Here is a 17,302-nt window from a genome sequence, read left to right on the forward strand (position 1 = left end):
GAATGGTGATGATCGGCCTGTTCTGGGCCAGCGGCGCGCTGGCTGCGACAGGCCTGCCAGACAACCTCACCCCTGTGGGCGCCGAACGCGCGGCCAGCCCGGACGGCCGTATCCCGGCCTGGCAAGGCGGGTTGAGCGTCGCCCAGCAGCGCCTGGGTGACAACGGCACGCCGCTGGATCCGTATGCCGCCGAACAGCCGCTGTACCGGATCACGGCGGCCAACTATCGGCGTTACCAGGGCCAGCTTTCCGACGGCCAGGTAGCCTTGCTCAAGCGCTTCCCGCACACCTTCGAGCTGCCGGTCTACCCCACCCATCGCAGTGTCGCGGTGCCTGCCGGCGTCGCCGCCTCGGCCGCCCGCAATGCAGCGCAGGCGCAGCTGGATGACCAGGGCAACGGCCTGCGCGGGTTCAATGGAGTGATTGCGTTTCCCCGGCCGGACAACGGGCTGGAAGTGATCTGGAACCATCTGACCCGGCACCGCAATGCCAGTTACATTCAGATGTCCGACAGCGTCACACCGTTCAAGAACGGCCGCTTCGTGCTGATGAGCGCGCGCCAGGATGTAGCCCGCCCGGAAGGCCTGGGTGGGCTGGGTGCAGGCAATGTGTTGTATTACTTCACCTACCGCATGACGGCACCATCACGGCTTGCCGGTGATGCCATGGTGGTTCACGAAACCCTTGACCAGGTAGCCGAGCCCCGCTTGTCCTGGGTCTACAGTGCCAGTCAGCGGCGTGTGCGGCGCGCGCCGAACATCGCCTACGACACCACGGGGCCTGGCACCGCAGGCCTGCGTACTGCCGACAGCCGCGACATGTTCAATGGCGCCCCCGACCGTTACCAGTGGAAGCTGCTGGGCAAGCAGGCCCTGCACGTGCCGTACAACAGCTACCGCCTGGCATCGCCCGAGCTGCGCTATGCCGAGCTGATCAGGCCTGGTCATGTCAATCCGGCACCCACACGCTACGAGCTGCACCGGGTGTGGGTGGTGGAGGCGACGCTGAAGCCCGGCGCACAGCACATCTATGCCAAGCGACGCTTCTATGTGGACGAAGACACCTGGGCCATTCTCGAAACCGACAGCTACGATGCTGGCGGCCATCTGTGGCGTACATCACAGGCCCACAGCTTCTACCACCCAGGCGGCGAGGTGGCGGTCAACGCAATGGAGGTCACCTATGACCTCAAGAGTGGCCGCTACCATGCGTCGGGGCTGATCAACGAGCAACGTCGCCCGTTCGACTTCAATGTTCGCACCAGCCTTTCGTATTTTTCTCCCGGCGCCCTGCGCAGCTTTGGCGTGCGCTGATGGACGCGTTTGAACCACGGCCGGACTGGGCTCGGCGTCTGCTGGGGCAGGGCGAGGCGCCCGACCCTCGCTTCACCTTGGCCAACGAGCGCACGTTCCTGGCCTGGATCCGTACCGCGCTGGCGTTGCTGGGAGGTGGCATTGCCATCGAGACCTTTGCCGGCCAGGCCCTGCAGGCGCCGCTTCGGCTCTGGCTTGTCGGCAGCCTGATGTTGCTGAGCATGTTGCTGAGCGCCGGCGCCTGCCTGCGTTGGCTGCGGGTGGAGCGTGCCTTGCGACAGCGCCGGCCATTGCCGCTGCCGGCGCTGGTGCCGCTGTTGGCACTGGGTTGCCTGATCGCGGCGTTGATGGCCGCTGTCGTGTTGTGGCCGCGCTGGCATGCCTGATCCGGGCTTGCAGGCCGAACGCACCGAACTGGCTTGGCGGCGTACCTGGTTGGCGCTGGTGGCGGTCGCGGGGTTGGCTTTGCGCCAGGGCGACCTGGCGCTGGCGGCAGTAGTCGGCTTCGCAACGCTGACGCTGTTGACCCGCCAGGGACGGCGCTACAGCGAGGGCCTGGCGATGTTGCGGGTCGAGCGCGGTCGGCCTGCGATTCTACCGGTAGTGGCACTGGGCAGCGCAGTGTGCCTGATGGCGCTGGCAGGGTTGTACCGGTTGGCGAACGGGGGCTGAAACCCCTCCCACAGGTACGATGTGAATCCAGACGCCATTGCGGTACCTGTGAGAGCGGGCTTGCCGGCGAAGATGCCGGCGCTCAAGGGGTCACGATGTTGAAACGCGAATCGGCGTTCTCCAGGCCGCCCATGAAACGCAGGAACTTCACCCGCTCACCTTCGATGGAGATCTCGCCCAGCGTGGCCTCCTTGAGGAACCCGGTCTGCTTCAGGGCAATGCGGTCCAATGTCTGTTTGCTCATGCTCACCTGCACATCGGCCTGGGCGTGACGAGCCAGGTCGCGATGGGTGAGCACGCCGTTGCGCAGGGTCAGGGCGTAGTCTTCACCCAGGTCGGTGAAGCGCCAGTTGATGCTCAGGTCGCTCTCCGCCGCCTTGAAGGCATCCACCCGTACCCCAAGGTAATCGAAGAACAGGCTTGGGGTCAGTGCCCGCACCATGTCGTCGGCATTGCCGCCACTGCCGGTGGCGGCGGCTATTCCGCCGCGCAGCTCCTGGGCGCCGCTGAGGTAGGCGTTGCGCCAGGTAGCGTTCTCGCTCTGGTAACCCAGCTGTTCCAGCGCATCGGCCTGCAGTTCGCGCGCTGCGGTATTGCCCGGTTCGGCGAATACCAGATGGTTCACCAACTGCGCGACCCAGCGGTAGTCACCTTCGGCAAAGGCTTGGCGTGCCTGGGCCAGCACCTGATCGGCGCCACCCATTGCCGCCACGTAGCGCTTGCCGGCAGCTTGCGGCGGCAGTGGGTCGAGGTTGGCCGGGTTGCCATCGTAAAAGCCCATGTAGCGTTGGTAGACCGCACGTACGTTATGGCTGAGCGAGCCATAGTAGTCGCGGCTGTACCACTTGCTGGCCAGGCGCGGCGGGAGGTTGGCCAGGCTCTGGGCGATTTCCATTGGTGTCTGGCCCTGGTTGATCAGGCGCAAGGTCTGGCTATCGATGAAGGCATACATGTCGCGCTGGTCGGCCAGGTACTCGCGGATTGCCGGCCCGCCCCAGGTCGGCCAGTGATGCTGGGCGAACACTACCTCGGCCTGGTCGCCGTAACGCAACAGCGATTGGTCCAGGTAGTGCGCCCAGACTTTCGGGTCGCGTACCAGCGCACCGCGCAGGGTCAGCACATTGTGCTGCACGTGGGTGGCGTTCTCGGCCATGCACAGAGCCTTGAGCCCAGGGAAGTAGATGTTCATCTCCGCTGGCGCTTCGGTGCCAGGGGTCAACTGGAACTCTACCTCCACGCCGCTGAGGGTCATGCGTTGCAGCGGCTGGCTGATTTCCAGCGTCGGCGCTATCAGGCTGACGGTGGCGTTGGCCGGCACCCCTTTGCCCAGCCCGGCATCCACCTGGCCGCGTGGCCCGCGGGGCAGGGGGGCACCGTACATGTACTGGGCGCGGCGCTTCATGGCCGGGCCGGCCAGCACGTTTTCGCCGATGGCATGCTCGAAGAAGCCTTCGGGTGCAATGACCTGGACCTTGCCGGCCTTTACGTCCGCCTTGTCGATCACCCCGCGCGCGCCACCGAAATGGTCGATGTGCGGGTGGGTGTAGATCAGCGTGGTCACCGGCTTGCGCGGGCGGTGCCGAAAATACAGTTCAAGGCCGGCCCTGGCGGTTTCGACGGCCAGCAGCGGATCGAGCACGATCAGCCCGTCCTGGCCTTCAACGATGGTCATGTTGGCCAGGTCCAGACCGCGGACCTGGTAGATGCCTTCGGTGACCTTGAACAGGCCGGCGATAGTGTTCAGCTGGGCGATGCGCCACAGGCTCGGGTTTACCGTGGCCGGGGCCTGCGTCGGGTCGAGAAAACGATACTGGCCCAGGTCCCACACAGTCTTGCCATCGGCGGTCGCGACCGGCCCGTCGAAGCGTTCAAGCAGCCCGCGCCGGGCCGCTTCGAAATCCCCGTGGTCATCGAACGGCAGGCGTTGCAGCCATTGCTGGTTGCTGGCCTGGGTGGCCGGGGTGGCATCCTTTGCCGCCGTAGTGGCCAGGCTCGGGAGGGGCGCCAGCAGGGCGAGCGCCAGCATCGACAGTGGGAAGCGCATGGTGTGTCCTTGTTGTTATGGTGGCGGACCACTGTAGGGGACGGGTTCGGGCACCAGCCAATACCAGAGCGGCATGGTTGCCATCGCATTTGCTGATGGGCTCAGGCAGGCGGAAGCTCCATGATCTGCTCCACCAGCCAGGCCAGGGCGGGGTCGTGCCGACGATGGGTCAGGTGCACCAGTTCCAGCTCGAACGGCTCCAGGGCGAAGGGCAGTTCGTGCACCGCCAAGGGCAGCAACTTGGCGAACTGCTGCGCAAGTTGCCGCGGCAGCACCACGCACATCTCGGTGGCGGCGGCCAGATGCGCTGCTTGAAGGTAGTTGGGGGTGGTGTAGGCAATTTTCCGGGTCAGGCCTTGTTCGGCCAGCCATTGGTCGACCATGCCGCGGGTCTGGCCACCGTGTACCCAGATGTGCCGCAAACCAAGAAACGCCTGAAGATCCAGTGCCTGGTCCGGCGCCAGTTGCGGATGCTTCTGGCGCAGCGCGACTTGCAGGGTTTCACGCCTCCAGGGGCGGCGGCTGAAACGTGCCGGCACCTCATCGAAGCGCCCCAGCACCAGGTCGAGGTCGCCGCGGTCCAGCGCTTCGGCCGGCAGGTTGGGAGCCAGGTGCACTACATCGATGCGCAAGTGCGGGGCCAGTACCTGCAGGCGTGCCAGCAGCGGTGGCATGCACAACTGTTCGACGAAGTCGGTGAGGGCGATGCGCAGTTGACGGTGGCTGCGCCGTGGCTCGAAGGCATCGCCAGTGGCCAGGGTCTGCTCGATTTGTTGCAGCGCCGCTCGAATCGGCCCTTCCAGCGCCAACGCCCGTGGCGTAGGGCGCATGCGCCGGCCCACACGAACCAGCAGCGGGTCGCCCAGCTGGTCGCGCAGCCGCGCCAGGGCGTTGCTGACAGTGGGCTGGGTCAGGGCCAGGCGTTCAGCCGCCCGTGAGACGTTCTGCTCGCGCAGCAACATGTCGAAGACCCGCAGCAGGTTCAGATCGAAGTTGGAAATATTCATGGGCAGAATATATGGCATACGAAATTGAAATTTCAAAAATACCTGCGGCCTGCTTAGGGTGATGCCTGTCCTCATACCTACAACAAGCAGGAGCGTTGCGCGTGAATACCCCCTTTGCGATCAACCAGGTGGCCGTGATAGGCGCAGGTACCATGGGCCGCGGCATTGTCATCAGCCTCGCCAGTGCCGGGCTGTCGGTGCTGTGGCTCGACAGCAACGCATCAGCCCTGGACGCTGGCCTGAGCATGGTCAGCCAGGCCTGGACCCAGCAGGTGGAGAAGCAGCGTGTCACCCAGGCCGAGGCTGAAGCCTGCCTGGCGCGAGTGCAGGCGGTGGATGGCTACGCCGCGCTGGCCCAGGCCGATCTGGTGATCGAGGCAGTGTATGAAAGCCTTGAACTCAAACAGGAAATCTTCCGGGCCCTGGACCAGCACCTCAAACCGGAGGCGATCCTGGCCAGCAATACCTCGGCGCTGGACATCGACGCGATCGCGGCGGTGACCCGGCGACCGTCGCACGTACTGGGCCTGCATTTCTTCAGCCCCGCGCATGTCATGAAGCTGCTCGAGATAGTGCGCGGCGCGCACACCGACCAGGCGGTGCTCCATACCGCCCTGGCGCTGGGCGAGCGCCTGGGCAAGGTGGCGGTAGTGGCCGGCAACTGCCCCGGTTTCATCGGCAACCGCATGCTGCGCAGTTATGTGGCCGAAGCGCGCAAGTTGCTGCTCGAAGGCGCGCTGCCGCACCAGGTGGATGCGGTGCTGCAACAGTTCGGTTTTGCCATGGGCCCGTTCCGCATGTACGACGTGGTCGGTATCGACCTGGAATGGCGTGCCCGCCAGCTGGCCAGGCAGGGCATGCACGATCCGCTGGTGCAAGTGGATAATGCGCTGTGTGATCTGGGGCGGCTGGGTCAGAAGACAGGGAAGGGCTATTACCGTTATGCACCTGGCAGCCGCCAGGCCGAGCATGACCCCGAGGTCGACGCCCTGGTGCTCAAGATTTCCAACGACCTGGGTTACCGACGCCGGGGCATCAGCGCCGAGGAAATCGTCGAGCGCTGCCTGCTGGCGCTGGTCAACGAGGGCGCGAAGATTCTGCAGGAAGGCATCGCTGCCAGCAGCGCCGACATCGACCGGGTGTGGCTCAACGGCTATGGCTTCCCTGCGGCCACAGGTGGCCCGATGCGCTGGGCCGATGACCAGGGTGCAGCATTCGTCCTGGCTCGGCTGGAATACCTGCAAAGCGTACTGGGCGAGCACTGGCGCCCGGCCGCTCTGCTCTGCACGCTGGTGGCCAACGGCAAGCGTTTCGAGCAGCAGGCGGAGGTTCAGGCATGAACTACCAGGCTCCCTTGCGCGACATGCGCTTCGTGCTGCATGAGCTGTTCGACGTTGCCGCCCATTGTCAGCAGCTGGGTATCGAACTGGACCGCGACACACTCGACGGCATACTGGAAGAGGCCGCGCGCTTTACCGGCGAGGTAGTCGCTCCGCTCAACCGCAACAGTGACGAGCAGGGCTGCCAGTTGGCTGATGGGGAGGTCATCACGCCCGATGGTTTCCGCGACGCCTACCGGCAATACGTGGCCCATGGCTGGGCCAGCATGACCGGGCCGCAGGCTTACGGCGGTCAGGGCCTGCCGCAAATGGCCTCGGCCAGCTTCCACGAAATGCTGATGGCCGCGTCGTTGTCGTTCCGCATCTACTCCGGCCTCACCGAAGGTGCCGTGCTGGCTTTGCATCGCCATGGCAGCCCGGCGTTGCAGCAGTCCTATCTGGCGCGCATGGTCAGTGGCGAGTGGGCCGGCACCATGTGCCTCACCGAGCCGCAGGCCGGCACCGACCTGGCCTTGCTGCGCACCCGCGCCCAGCCGCAGGTCGACGGTTCCTATCGCATCACAGGCAGCAAGATCTTCATCAGTGGCGGCGAACAGGACCTGACCGACAATATCGTTCATCTGGTACTTGCACGCCTGCCCGATGCGCCGGCCGGGGTGCGGGGCATCAGCCTGTTCCTGGTGCCCAAGCTGCTGCCGGGTGGCGAACGCAACGCGTTGGGCTGTGGCGCGCTGGAGCACAAGATGGGCATCAAGGGCGCCTCGACTTGCGTGATGAATTTCGACGGTGCCCAGGGATGGCTGGTAGGCGAGGCCAACCAAGGCCTGGCGTGCATGTTTACCATGATGAACGACGCCCGTTTCCAAGTCGGCCTGCAGGGGCTGGGCATTGCCGAAGCGGCCTTCCAGGGGGGGCTGGCCTATGCACGCGAGCGCTTGCAATCGCGCGCGCTGACCGGCCCGGCGGCGGCGGACAGGCCGGCCGATCCGATCATCGTCCACCCGGATGTGCGACGCATGCTGCTGACCCAGAAAACCCTTACCGAGGGCTGCCGAATGCTGGCCATCTATACCGCCCGGCAGCTCGACCTGGAGCACGCAGCGCCTGGCGATCAGGCACGCAAGGGCGCAACCCGGCGGGCGGCACTGCTGATCCCGATCGTCAAGGCGTTTTTCACCGATGTCGGGCAGGAGGTCGCCAGCCTTGGCGTGCAGCTATATGGCGGACACGGCTATATCCGCGAGTGGGGCATGGAGCAGTTGATGCGCGACAGCCGCATCACCCAGCTCTATGAAGGCACCAACGGCATCCAGGCTCTCGACCTGGTGCGCCGCAAGCTGCTGGGCGACGGCGGGGCCGAGCTGAACTTGCTGGTCGATGAACTGGCCGTGCATGTCGAGGCGGCTGGTGTCGGTGGTGGTCTGCATGCCATGGCGATAGCGGTCGGGCAGCGCCTGGAGGAATGGCGTGCGCTGGCAGGCCATGTAGTCGAGGCTTGCCAGCGTGACCCTCAGGAAATGGGCGCGGTCTCGGTGGACTTCCTGGCCTACTCGGCCTATGTGCTGCTCGCCGCGTTGTGGCTGCAGGCGGCCGTGCGCGCCGAGACGGCGCTGGCTGGCGGCAGTGCCGAAACGGATTTCTACCGGGCCAAGCTGCACGCGGCGCAGTTCTACTGGCGACGCGTCCTGCCCCGCGCCACCGCGCACCGCGAAGCCCTGCTGGGCGGTGCAGATTGCCTCATGGCACTGCCAGCGAGTGACTTCGCCTTCTGACGCAGGGCCAACGACGACAAGGAGAGCCAGATGCAGCCTTTCAGCTTTGCCACTACCGGGCAGATCCTCTGCGAAGCGGGCGCGGTGCAGCGCCTTGCCACTCTGTGCCGCGAGCGCGGCGCACGGCGCGTGCTGATCGTCAGTGACCCCGGTATCGCCCGCCTGGGCATGCTCGATGATCTGCTACCGGGATTCACGACGGCCAAGGTCGGCGTGGCGATCTTCAGCGAGGTTACCGCCGACCCCAGCGAAGCTTGTGTACTGGCAGCCACCCAGCGGGCCCGGCATATCGGTGCCGACCTGGTGGTGGGCTTTGGCGGCGGCAGTTCGATGGATGTTGCCAAGCTGGTCGCGCTGCTGGCCCACAGCGACTGCAACCAGCCGCTTGCCGAACTGTATGGCATGGACAAGGCCAAGGGCCGACGCCTGCCGTTGATCCAGGTGCCGACCACGGCCGGCACTGGTTCGGAGGTGACGCCGATCGCCATCGTCACCACCGGCGCCACCAGCAAGATGGGCATCGTCTCGCCGCTGCTGCTGCCGGACCTGGCGGTACTCGATGCCGTCTGCACGCTCGGCCTGCCCCCGGCGGTAACCGCCGCGACCGGTATCGATGCCATGGTGCATGCCATCGAAGCCTATACCAGCCGTCTCAAGCGCAACCCGCTGTCGAGCCTGCTGGCGCGCGAGGCGCTGCGGCTGCTGGCGGAAAACCTGGATCAGGCCGTGCACAATGGCGGCAATCTGGATGCGCGTCAGGCCATGCTGCTGGGCGCCTGCCTGGCCGGCCAGGCGTTTGCCAATGCCCCGGTGGCGGCGGTGCACGCGCTGGCTTACCCGTTGGGTGGGCACTTCCACATTCCCCATGGCCTGTCCAATGCATTGGTGTTGCCGCATGTGCTGCGTTTCAACCTGCCCGTGACGGTGACGGACTATGCCCAGCTGGCGGTGCCCCTGTTGGGCGCACGGTTGCAGCCTGGCGACCTGCACCGGCAGGCTGATCAGTTCGTCGAGGAACTGGCCGCGCTGGGCGCCCGCTGCGGTTTGCCTGGGCGGCTGCGTGATGCCGATGTTCCGCGCCTTCGCCTGCCGCAACTGGCAGAAGATGCCATGCAACAGCAGCGCCTGCTGGTCAACAACCCGCGTGAAGTCACCCAGGCCGATGCACTGGCCATCTACGAGGCTGCCTACTGATGAGCGTGCATCGGCAACGTGACTACTACCGGCACTACACGCCAATCGCCACCCGCTGGCATGACAATGACGCCTACGGGCACGTGAACAACGTGGTCTATTACGGCTTTTTCGACAGCGCCGTGAACCGCCTGCTGATCGAGCAGGGCGGACTGGATATCCACCATGGCGCGGTGATTGCGCTGGTGGTCAGTTCGGCCTGCGACTACCAGTCGCCTGTAGCGTTTCCGCAGGGCATCGAGGTGGGCTTGGCGGTAAGCCGGCTGGGCAACACCTCGGTGCAGTACCAGTTGGCCGTATTCATCCAGGGCCAATCCCTGGCTTGCGCCACCGGACGCTTCGTCCATGTATTCGTCGACCGGCAGGGCCGACGCCCGGTCCCGGTGCCTGCCCGCTTGCGGCAGGTGTTGAGCGAACTGCAGCCTTTACTCCCCGAGGAATTTCGACCATGAAAGACGCCGTGATCGTAGCCACTGCCCGCACACCCATCGGCAAAGCCATGCGTGGTGCCTTCAACGACCTGAAAACCCCCAGCATGACTGCCGTCGCCATTCGGGCAGCCGTCGAGCGGGCTGGTATCGAGCCGGCGCAGGTGGAGGATCTGGTGCTGGGTACCGGCATGCAGAGTGGTACCGCCGCGATCAACCCTGGCCGACTGTCGGCGCTGGCTGCCGGCTTGCCGCAATCGGTCAGCGGGCAGACCCTCGACCGCCAGTGTGCGTCGGGCCTGATGGCCATCGCTACAGCGGCCAAGCAGATCATTGTCGATGGTATGCAGGTGACCATCGGCGCCGGCCAGGAGCAGATCAGCCTGGTCCAGCAGGTGCACAACCAGCTGGCCAGCGAGGCCTATGACCCTGCCGTGCTGCGAATGAGCGAACACGCCTACATGCCGATGCTGCAAACCGCCGAGTTTGTCGCCCGCCGCTATGGCATCAGCCGGGAAGCGCAGGACGCCTACGCCTTGCAGTCGCAGCAACGCACTGCAGCGGCGCAGGCGGCGGGGTTGTTTGCCGATGAAATCGTGCCCGTCTCGGCACGCAGGAAGGTTGTCGACAAGCTGTCCGGTGCGGTGAGCCATGAGGAAGTCTGCCTCAGTCAGGACGAAGGAAACCGGCCGGCGACCACCCTGGCAGACCTGCAAGGGCTGAAGCCAGTTGTCGAAGGCGGCTGCGTGACGGCCGGCAATGCCAGCCAGCTGTCTGATGGCGCCAGTGCCTGCGTGCTGATGGAAGGCGCACTGGCCGCAAGGTCGGGCAAGGCGCCGCTGGGGCTGTATCGTGGTATCGCCGTGGCCGGACTGGCTCCTGAGGAAATGGGTATCGGCCCGGTGCTGGCGGTGCCCAGGTTGCTGCACCAGCACGGCCTGAACGTGGACGACATCGGTCTGTGGGAGCTGAACGAAGCGTTCGCCTGCCAGGTACTGTACTGTGCCCAGCGTTTGCAGATAGACCCTGCGAAGCTGAACGTCAATGGCGGTGCCATTGCCATCGGCCACCCCTACGGCATGAGCGGTGCACGGATGGTCGGGCATGCGCTTCTGGAGGGCAGGCGGCGCGGGGTGAAGTACGTGGTGGTGACCATGTGTGTTGGCGGCGGGATGGGCGCGGCAGGGCTGTTCGAAGTGCTGTAGGGCATCCGTCAGGCCAGCCCCGGCGCCTGCGGCTGGCCGCGGGGTGGCCTGCAAGTCAGAACGGCGGCTCGTTCGGGGGCTGCAGCCTGAGTCAGTCAAGGCGCGCCGAACAGCATCGTCCAGTACACGCCGTTATCGCTACGCGAGTTTTTGGCAAAGGCCGCCCCCACCTGGGTAAACATCGGGTTCATCAGGTTGGCGCAATGCCCGGGGCTGGCCAGCCAGCCTGCCATCGCCTTGCTCGGTGACCCTTGGCCTGCGGCAATGTTCTCGCCGATCTGCCGCCCACGGTAGCCGGCATCCCATGCCCGATCCGCGGGCAGATCACCGTCGAGGTCACGGTGCGCGAAGAAATTATCGTTGGCCATCGCCCGGCTGTGTCGCTGCGCCGCCGTTCCCAGGGCGGTGTTCCAGGCTAGCGGGCGTGCAGCGGCAAAGCGCTTGCGACCACACAGGCGTGGTTTCGCCCGTGCAGCGTTCACCTGTGCCAGCAACGCTTTGCTTGCCGATCGCCCATCGCCGAGCTGGGCATCGAGCAGGGGCCGAGCCAGCAGCACCCGCCACTCGTTGCGTGAGCGACTGACGCCGATATCGGCATATTGGCTATCGAGCAGGGCCGTGCAGTAGTCGCTGCGCAGCATGTCGAAGGCCTCCTCGGCATCTTGTGCGCCGACCAGACGGATGGCCCGCACCTTCACCGCCTGATACCCCGCAGCCTTCAATCCTTCCCGCAATGCCCCGCCGTAGCCGACCGGCAACGCCAGTTTCGGCTTCAGCACCAGCGGCGTCGAGCCCCGGATAATGCGCCGCTCGCAGCGTTGTGGCTGGGTGCGATAGTCGTTGATGGCTGCCACCAGTTGCCTTTCCCCGCTGGCATGGGCGGGGTTGGCGAACAGGTGGAAAAAAGGAATGAGGCAGAGCGAGACAAAGGGGGAGCGACGGACTGCGTGGCGCATGGGGTGAATGGCTCTGGTGAATGGCGGCGGCAAGGCCGAATTAAGGGCTCGGCTAAGACTGTGCGGCTCAATACAGGTTCACGCGTACGGGGTACAATTTTTCGCGGGTACTCAACTTGAATGCTGCAGCAAGGTAAACCGCAATGACACAAGCTACCGATCAGGCTTTTTACGACCGCGCGGATGCGCATATCGAACTGGCGAACCAGCAGATCGAGAAAATCGAAGACCTGGGCAAGGTCAGTGCCTCACTGACCTTCGGCGCCTCGCGCTTCAATGCCTGGATGAGTGCCCGCAGTTTCAAGACCAGTGCCGAACTGGCTGCCGCGCGGGAGGAGCTGTTGAAGTATTTCTGCGAGCAGTACCGGATGATGCTCGAGGACAACCTGGACGAGCACATCGAGCATTTCGACCGGTATGTGCTGGGCAAAGGCGACTGAACTTTATGGGGCAGGCGGTCCCTTGTAGGAGCGGCCTTGTGTCGCGAACGGGCTGCGGAGCAGCCCCAGGACCTCAGCCGAAATGCATAAATTGCTGGGGCTGCTCTGCAGCCCTTTCGCGACACAAGGCCGCTCCTACAGGGTACGCGATGCGTGGATAAACCCGGTGACGGGCTATCGGGCCTTCTTCTCCAGAATCCGCGGCCCGGTACCTTCCTTGCCCAGCACATCCTCGGGGTTGCGCAGTGGGCAATCTTCCAGCGACAGGCAGCCGCAACCAATGCAGTTGTCCAGGCTGTCGCGCAACGCTTCCAGAGTACGAATGCGGGCGTTCAGGTCTTCGCGCCAGGCGGTCGACATCTCGCCCCATTGCGCTGCCGTGAGCTTACTGTTGGGCGCATAGCGGCTGAAGGCCTGCTTGATCTCGTCAAGCGGAATACCCGTGCGCTGCGCCACCTTGATGATGGCCAGCGTGCGCAGCACCAGTGAAGGATAGCGGCGCTGGTTACCCGCCGTACGGACGCTGGCGATCAGCCCCTTGGTCTCGTAGAAGTGCAGCGCAGAAACCGCCACGCCGCTGCGTTTGGCCACTTCCCCTACCGTTAGCATCCGTGTGTTGTCCGCTGCCATGCCTGTTGACCTCAAGTTAACTCGAGCTCTTATAGTCCTGCCCGATCTTCCCCGCAACCGCTTTCCCTGATGATCGGAGCACTGCATGAACAAAAGGACGTTACTGGCCTGGGCTGGCGCTGTTGCAGGTGTGCTGGCCGCTGCCTATGCATTGGTCGGCAGTGGCTCGGCGCCGCCGGCTGCGGCGGCATGGCCGGCGACCAAGGTGGCGCTGGCCACGGCCGAGCAAGTGCAGCTGGCACGGCAGAACTTTGCTTCGGGGGAGCTGGAGGCGGTCAACCAGGTACAGGTGGCGGCCGAGACGGCGGGGCGCATCACCCGCATCGCCTTCGAGTCGGGGCAATTGGTGAGTGCAGGGCAATTGCTGGTACAGCTGAACGATGCCCCGGAGCAGGCCCAGCGCGTGCAGTTGCGCGCCAGGCTGCGCAATGCCGAAGTGGTGCTGCAGCGCAGCCGCAAGCTGCGCGCGGTGAACGCCGTGTCACAGGAGCTGCTCGACAATGCGGCCACCGCCGTGGACGTGGCCAGCGGTGAGCTGCAGCATGTCGAGGCGCTGATCGCGCAGAAGGCAATTCGCGCGCCGTTTGCCGGCAAGCTCGGCATTCGCCGGGTGCATCAGGGCCAGTACCTGAGCGCCGGTGAGACCATCGCCAGCCTGGCCGACATCAGCCAGCTGCACGTCAATTTTTCCCTGGGCGAACAAGCCGCCCCCGAAGTGCACGTGGGGCAACTGCTGGCGCTGACGGTGGATGCGGTGCGCGGGCAGGACTTCCAGGCCCGGGTGGTCGCGGTGGACCCGGTGGTGAGCAAGGCGCGCCTGGTGCAGGTGCAGGCGGCCTTGCCGAACCCGGGCGGGCAGTTGCAGCCGGGCATGTACGCCGGCGTGCGCCTGGATGCCGCGCAGCCGTCAAGCGTGCTGGCCGTGCCGGAAACCGCGATCACCTACACCGCCTACGGGCAGACGGTGTTCGTCGCTACCCGGGACCCTGAACAGGGCACCCGGGTCAGCCGGGTGCGGGTGACTACCGGTGAGCGCTGGCAGGGGCGGGTGGAGATCACCTCAGGCCTGGCACCCGGTGACCAGGTGGTGGTTTCCGGCCAGTTGAAACTGAGCGACGGCATGCCGGTCGAGCCAGTGGCTCAGGACAGCCTGCAGGCCAGCCAGGGAGGGCGGCAATCGTGAAGTTCACCGACCTCTTTGTCCGCCGCCCGGTGCTGGCGCTGGTGGTCAGCAGCCTGATCATCCTGTTGGGGCTGTTTGCCATGGGCAAGCTGCCGATCCGCCAGTACCCGCTGCTGGAAACTTCCACCATCACCATCAGCACCGAGTACCCGGGCGCCTCTGCCGAGCTGATGCAAGGCTTCGTGACCCAGCCGATCACCCAGGCGGTGTCGTCGGTCGAAGGCATCGACTACCTGTCCTCGTCGTCGCAGCAGGGGCGCAGCCTGATCACCTTGCGCATGGTGCTCAACCGCGATTCGACCCAGGCGCTTGCCGAGACCATGGCCAAGGTCAACCAGGTGCGCTATCGCCTGCCGGAAAAGGCCTACGACCCGGTGGTGGAGCTGTCGGCAGGTGACTCCACGGCGGTGGCCTACGTGGGCTTTGCCAGCGAAACCTTGTCGATACCCGAACTGAGCGATTACCTGTCGCGGGTGGTGGAACCGCAGTTCTCCGGCATCGACGGTGTGGCCAAGGTGCAGTCGTTCGGCGGGCAGCGCCTGGCCATGCGCCTTTGGCTGGACAGCGAACAGATGGCCGGGCGCGGGGTGACGGCCGCCGACGTGGCACAGGCGGTGCGTGCCAACAACTACCAGGCGACGCCGGGGCAGGTGCGTGGGCAGTACGTGCTGGCCGATATCCAGGTGGACACCGACCTGACCCGGGTCGAGGACTTCCGCGAGCTGATCATCCGCAACGATGGCACCGACCTGGTGCGCCTGCGCGATGTCGGCACCGTCGAGCTGAGCGCGGCGGCCACCCAGACCAGCGCCACCATGGACGGCAAGCCCGCCGTGCACCTGGGGCTGTTCCCCACCCCGACCGGCAACCCGCTGGTGATCGTCGAGGGTATTCGCCAGCTGCTGCCGCAGATCCGCCAGACCCTGCCACCCGGGGTGGAGGTGGCGCTGGCCTACGAAACCGCACGCTTCATCGACGCCTCGATCGACGAGGTGCTGCGCACGCTGGTGGAGGCCATGGTGATCGTGGTGCTGGTCATCTGGCTGTGCCTGGGTTCGCTGCGCAGCGTGGTGATCGCGGTGGTGGCCATCCCGCTGTCGATGCTCGGTGCGGCGGGCCTGATGCTGCTGTTCGGCTTCAGCCTGAACCTGCTGACCTTGCTGGCGATGGTGCTGGCCATCGGCCTGGTGGTGGACGATGCCATCGTGGTGGTGGAGAACGTGCACCGTCATATCGAAGAGGGCAAGTCGCCGATTGCCGCGGCGCTGGCCGGGGCGCGGGAAATCGCCGGGCCGGTGATCGCCATGACCCTGACCCTGGCCGCCGTATACGCGCCGATCGGCTTGATGGGCGGGCTGACCGGCACGCTGTTCCGTGAGTTTGCCCTGACCCTGGCGGGGGCGGTGATCGTGTCGGGCATCGTCGCGCTCACCCTGTCGCCGGTGATGAGTTCGCTGTTGTTGCAACCCGGCCAGCAGCATGGCGCCATGGCCAACATGGCCGACCGCCTGTTCGGCATGCTGACCGGGGCCTATGGGCGAGTACTCGCCTACACCCTGTCGCATCGCTGGATCAGTGGTGGTGTGGCGCTTGTGGTGTGCCTGAGCCTGCCTTGGCTGTACCTGCTGCCGCAGCGCGAACTGGCCCCGCCCGAGGACCAGGCGGCGGTGCTGACGGCCATCAAGTCGCCGCAGCATGCCAGCCTGGATTATGTGGAGCGCTTTGCCCTGAAGCTGGACCAGGTGATGAAGTCCCTCGCCGAAACCACCGACACCTGGATCATCAACGGTACCGACGGCCCGGCCGCCAGTTTCGGCGGCATCAACCTCAGCGCCTGGCAGGCCCGCGAGCGTTCCGCCGCGCAGGTGCAGGCGCAGTTGCAGCAGGCCGTGGCGGACATCGAGGGCAGCAGCATCTTCGCCTTCCAGGTGGCCTCGCTGCCGGGTTCCAGCGGTGGCTTGCCGGTGCAGATGGTGTTGCGCAGCGCACAGGACTACCCCGAGCTGTACCAGACCATGGAAATGATCAAGCAGCGCGCCCGCGACAGCGGCCTGTTCAGCGTGGTGGACAGCGACCTCGACTACAACAACCCGGTGGTCAAGGTGCGCATCGACCGCGCCAAGGCGGCCAGCCTGGGCATCAGCATGCAGGCCATCGGCGAGTCGCTGGGTGTGCTGGTGGGTGAACAGTACCTCAACCGCTTCGCCCTGTTCGGGCGCTCCTACGACGTGATCCCGCAAAGCATCCAGGACCAGCGCCTGACGCCGGCAGCGCTGAACCGCCAGTACGTGCGCGCCGAAAACGGCACCCTGGTGCCGCTGGCCACGGTGGTGCACCTGGACATCGAAGTGGCGCCCAACCGCTTGCTGCAGTTCGACCAGCAGAACGCCAGTACCCTACAGGCGATCCCGGCGCCCGGTGTGTCGATGGGTAATGCCGTGGCATTTCTCGAACAGCTTGCCGCCGAACTGCCACCTGGCTTCAGCCATGACTGGCAATCGGAGTCGCGCCAGTACGTGCAGGAGGGCTTTGCCCTGATGTGGGCGTTTCTCGCCGCCCTGGTGGTGATCTACCTGGTGCTGGCCGCGCAGTACGAAAGCCTGGTGGACCCGCTGATCATCCTGGTGACCGTGCCGCTGTCGATCTGCGGTGCGCTGCTGCCGCTGGCGCTGGGCTGGGCCACGCTGAACATCTACACACAGATCGGCCTGGTGACCCTGATCGGCCTGATCAGCAAGCACGGCATCCTGATGGTGGAGTTCGCCAACGAGATCCAGGTGCGTGACAACCTCGACCGTGCCACCGCCATCGTCCGCGCCGCGCAGATACGCCTGCGGCCGGTGCTGATGACCACGGCGGCGATGACCTTCGGCGTGCTGCCACTGCTGTTCGCCAGCGGTGCCGGGGCCAACAGCCGCTTTGGCCTGGGGGTAGTGATCGTGTGCGGGATGCTGGTGGGGACCTTGTTTACCCTGTTTGTGCTGCCGACGATCTATGCCTTGCTGGCGCGAGACCATCGGGTGACCACGGTGCGGGGGCAGCAGTTGGTGGAGGCTGAGCGGGTGCTGGACATGTGAGGTAAACCTGGCCACTGCTTACAGGCATGCGCGATCCCTGT

15 protein-coding genes are annotated in these 17,302 nt (G+C 65.5%); 11 read left to right on the forward strand and 4 right to left on the reverse strand.

The features are described from left to right. Window positions 1–2 precede the first annotated feature (2 nt). The 3 genes from GYA95_RS04045 to GYA95_RS04055 are packed head-to-tail and all read left to right on the forward strand — an operon-like array spanning window position 3 to window position 1,985. Window positions 3–1,313, forward strand: a complete 1,311-nt coding sequence (locus tag GYA95_RS04045; RefSeq protein WP_015269473.1) for a DUF1329 domain-containing protein — start codon at window positions 3–5, stop codon at window positions 1,311–1,313. Further along, window positions 1,313–1,699 (forward strand): YidH family protein, encoded by a 387-nt coding sequence (locus tag GYA95_RS04050; RefSeq protein WP_015269474.1) that lies wholly within the window; start codon window positions 1,313–1,315, stop codon window positions 1,697–1,699. Before GYA95_RS04045 ends, GYA95_RS04050 begins: the two co-directional genes overlap by 1 nt. Continuing rightward, window positions 1,692–1,985, forward strand: a complete 294-nt coding sequence (locus GYA95_RS04055) for a DUF202 domain-containing protein (RefSeq protein WP_015269475.1) — start codon at window positions 1,692–1,694, stop codon at window positions 1,983–1,985. Before GYA95_RS04050 ends, GYA95_RS04055 begins: the two co-directional genes overlap by 8 nt. 82 nt (window positions 1,986–2,067) lie before the next feature. Here the strand turns inward: GYA95_RS04055 and GYA95_RS04060 are convergent, their stop codons facing one another. Beyond that, complete coding sequence (locus GYA95_RS04060; protein ID WP_015269476.1) at window positions 2,068–4,029, reverse strand: alkyl/aryl-sulfatase; 1,962 nt, start codon at window positions 4,027–4,029, stop codon at window positions 2,068–2,070. Between the two features lie 101 nt (window positions 4,030–4,130). After that, window positions 4,131–5,054 (reverse strand): LysR family transcriptional regulator, encoded by a 924-nt coding sequence (locus GYA95_RS04065; RefSeq protein ID WP_054573340.1) that lies wholly within the window; start codon window positions 5,052–5,054, stop codon window positions 4,131–4,133. A gap of 83 nt (window positions 5,055–5,137) precedes the next feature. On the opposite strand from GYA95_RS04065, the gene GYA95_RS04070 reads away from it, so the two are divergent. The 5 genes from GYA95_RS04070 to GYA95_RS04090 are packed head-to-tail and all read left to right on the forward strand — an operon-like array spanning window position 5,138 to window position 10,975. Continuing rightward, window positions 5,138–6,376 carry a 3-hydroxyacyl-CoA dehydrogenase gene (locus GYA95_RS04070; RefSeq protein ID WP_015269478.1) on the forward strand — a complete coding sequence of 413 codons (1,239 nt, stop codon included), beginning with the start codon at window positions 5,138–5,140 and terminating at the stop codon, window positions 6,374–6,376. Continuing rightward, entirely contained in the window at window positions 6,373–8,148 is a 1,776-nt protein-coding gene (locus tag GYA95_RS04075; protein ID WP_015269479.1) for an acyl-CoA dehydrogenase C-terminal domain-containing protein, read from the forward strand. Before GYA95_RS04070 ends, GYA95_RS04075 begins: the two co-directional genes overlap by 4 nt. Before the next feature lie 30 nt (window positions 8,149–8,178). After that, on the forward strand, window positions 8,179–9,342 hold the full coding sequence (locus GYA95_RS04080; protein WP_015269480.1) for an iron-containing alcohol dehydrogenase: 1,164 nt from the start codon (window positions 8,179–8,181) through the stop codon (window positions 9,340–9,342). Beyond that, the gene (locus GYA95_RS04085; RefSeq protein ID WP_003260181.1) at window positions 9,342–9,794 is read left to right on the forward strand and encodes an acyl-CoA thioesterase; all 453 of its coding nucleotides are present in this window, start codon (window positions 9,342–9,344) and stop codon (window positions 9,792–9,794) included. Before GYA95_RS04080 ends, GYA95_RS04085 begins: the two co-directional genes overlap by 1 nt. Further along, a complete protein-coding gene (locus GYA95_RS04090) occupies window positions 9,791–10,975 on the forward strand; it encodes an acetyl-CoA C-acyltransferase (protein WP_015269481.1) in 1,185 nt (394 codons plus the stop codon). The genes GYA95_RS04085 and GYA95_RS04090 overlap by 4 nt, the downstream gene beginning before the upstream one ends. Window positions 10,976–11,070: 95 nt before the next feature. Here the strand turns inward: GYA95_RS04090 and GYA95_RS04095 are convergent, their stop codons facing one another. Next, a complete protein-coding gene (locus GYA95_RS04095; RefSeq protein ID WP_015269482.1) occupies window positions 11,071–11,931 on the reverse strand; it encodes a CAP domain-containing protein in 861 nt (286 codons plus the stop codon). A gap of 143 nt (window positions 11,932–12,074) precedes the next feature. Here GYA95_RS04095 and GYA95_RS04100 point away from each other — a divergent pair, with 143 nt between their 5' ends. Further along, window positions 12,075–12,371: a DUF3144 domain-containing protein gene (locus GYA95_RS04100; RefSeq protein WP_015269483.1), complete on the forward strand. Its 297-nt coding sequence runs from the start codon at window positions 12,075–12,077 to the stop codon at window positions 12,369–12,371. A 174-nt stretch (window positions 12,372–12,545) separates the two neighbouring features. Here the strand turns inward: GYA95_RS04100 and soxR are convergent, their stop codons facing one another. Further along, a complete protein-coding gene (gene soxR / locus GYA95_RS04105; RefSeq protein ID WP_039614512.1) occupies window positions 12,546–13,001 on the reverse strand; it encodes a redox-sensitive transcriptional activator SoxR in 456 nt (151 codons plus the stop codon). 85 nt (window positions 13,002–13,086) lie between these two features. Here soxR and GYA95_RS04110 point away from each other — a divergent pair, with 85 nt between their 5' ends. Together GYA95_RS04110 and GYA95_RS04115 are read left to right on the forward strand one after the other, a co-directional pair. Beyond that, the gene (locus tag GYA95_RS04110) at window positions 13,087–14,184 is read left to right on the forward strand and encodes an efflux RND transporter periplasmic adaptor subunit (RefSeq protein ID WP_043935461.1); all 1,098 of its coding nucleotides are present in this window, start codon (window positions 13,087–13,089) and stop codon (window positions 14,182–14,184) included. Further along, the gene (locus GYA95_RS04115; protein ID WP_015269486.1) at window positions 14,181–17,261 is read left to right on the forward strand and encodes a MexW/MexI family multidrug efflux RND transporter permease subunit; all 3,081 of its coding nucleotides are present in this window, start codon (window positions 14,181–14,183) and stop codon (window positions 17,259–17,261) included. The genes GYA95_RS04110 and GYA95_RS04115 overlap by 4 nt, the downstream gene beginning before the upstream one ends. The last annotated feature ends 41 nt before the right edge of the window (window positions 17,262–17,302 follow it).

Source organism: Pseudomonas asiatica, from assembly GCF_009932335.1.
Lineage (GTDB): Bacteria > Pseudomonadota > Gammaproteobacteria > Pseudomonadales > Pseudomonadaceae > Aquipseudomonas > Aquipseudomonas asiatica.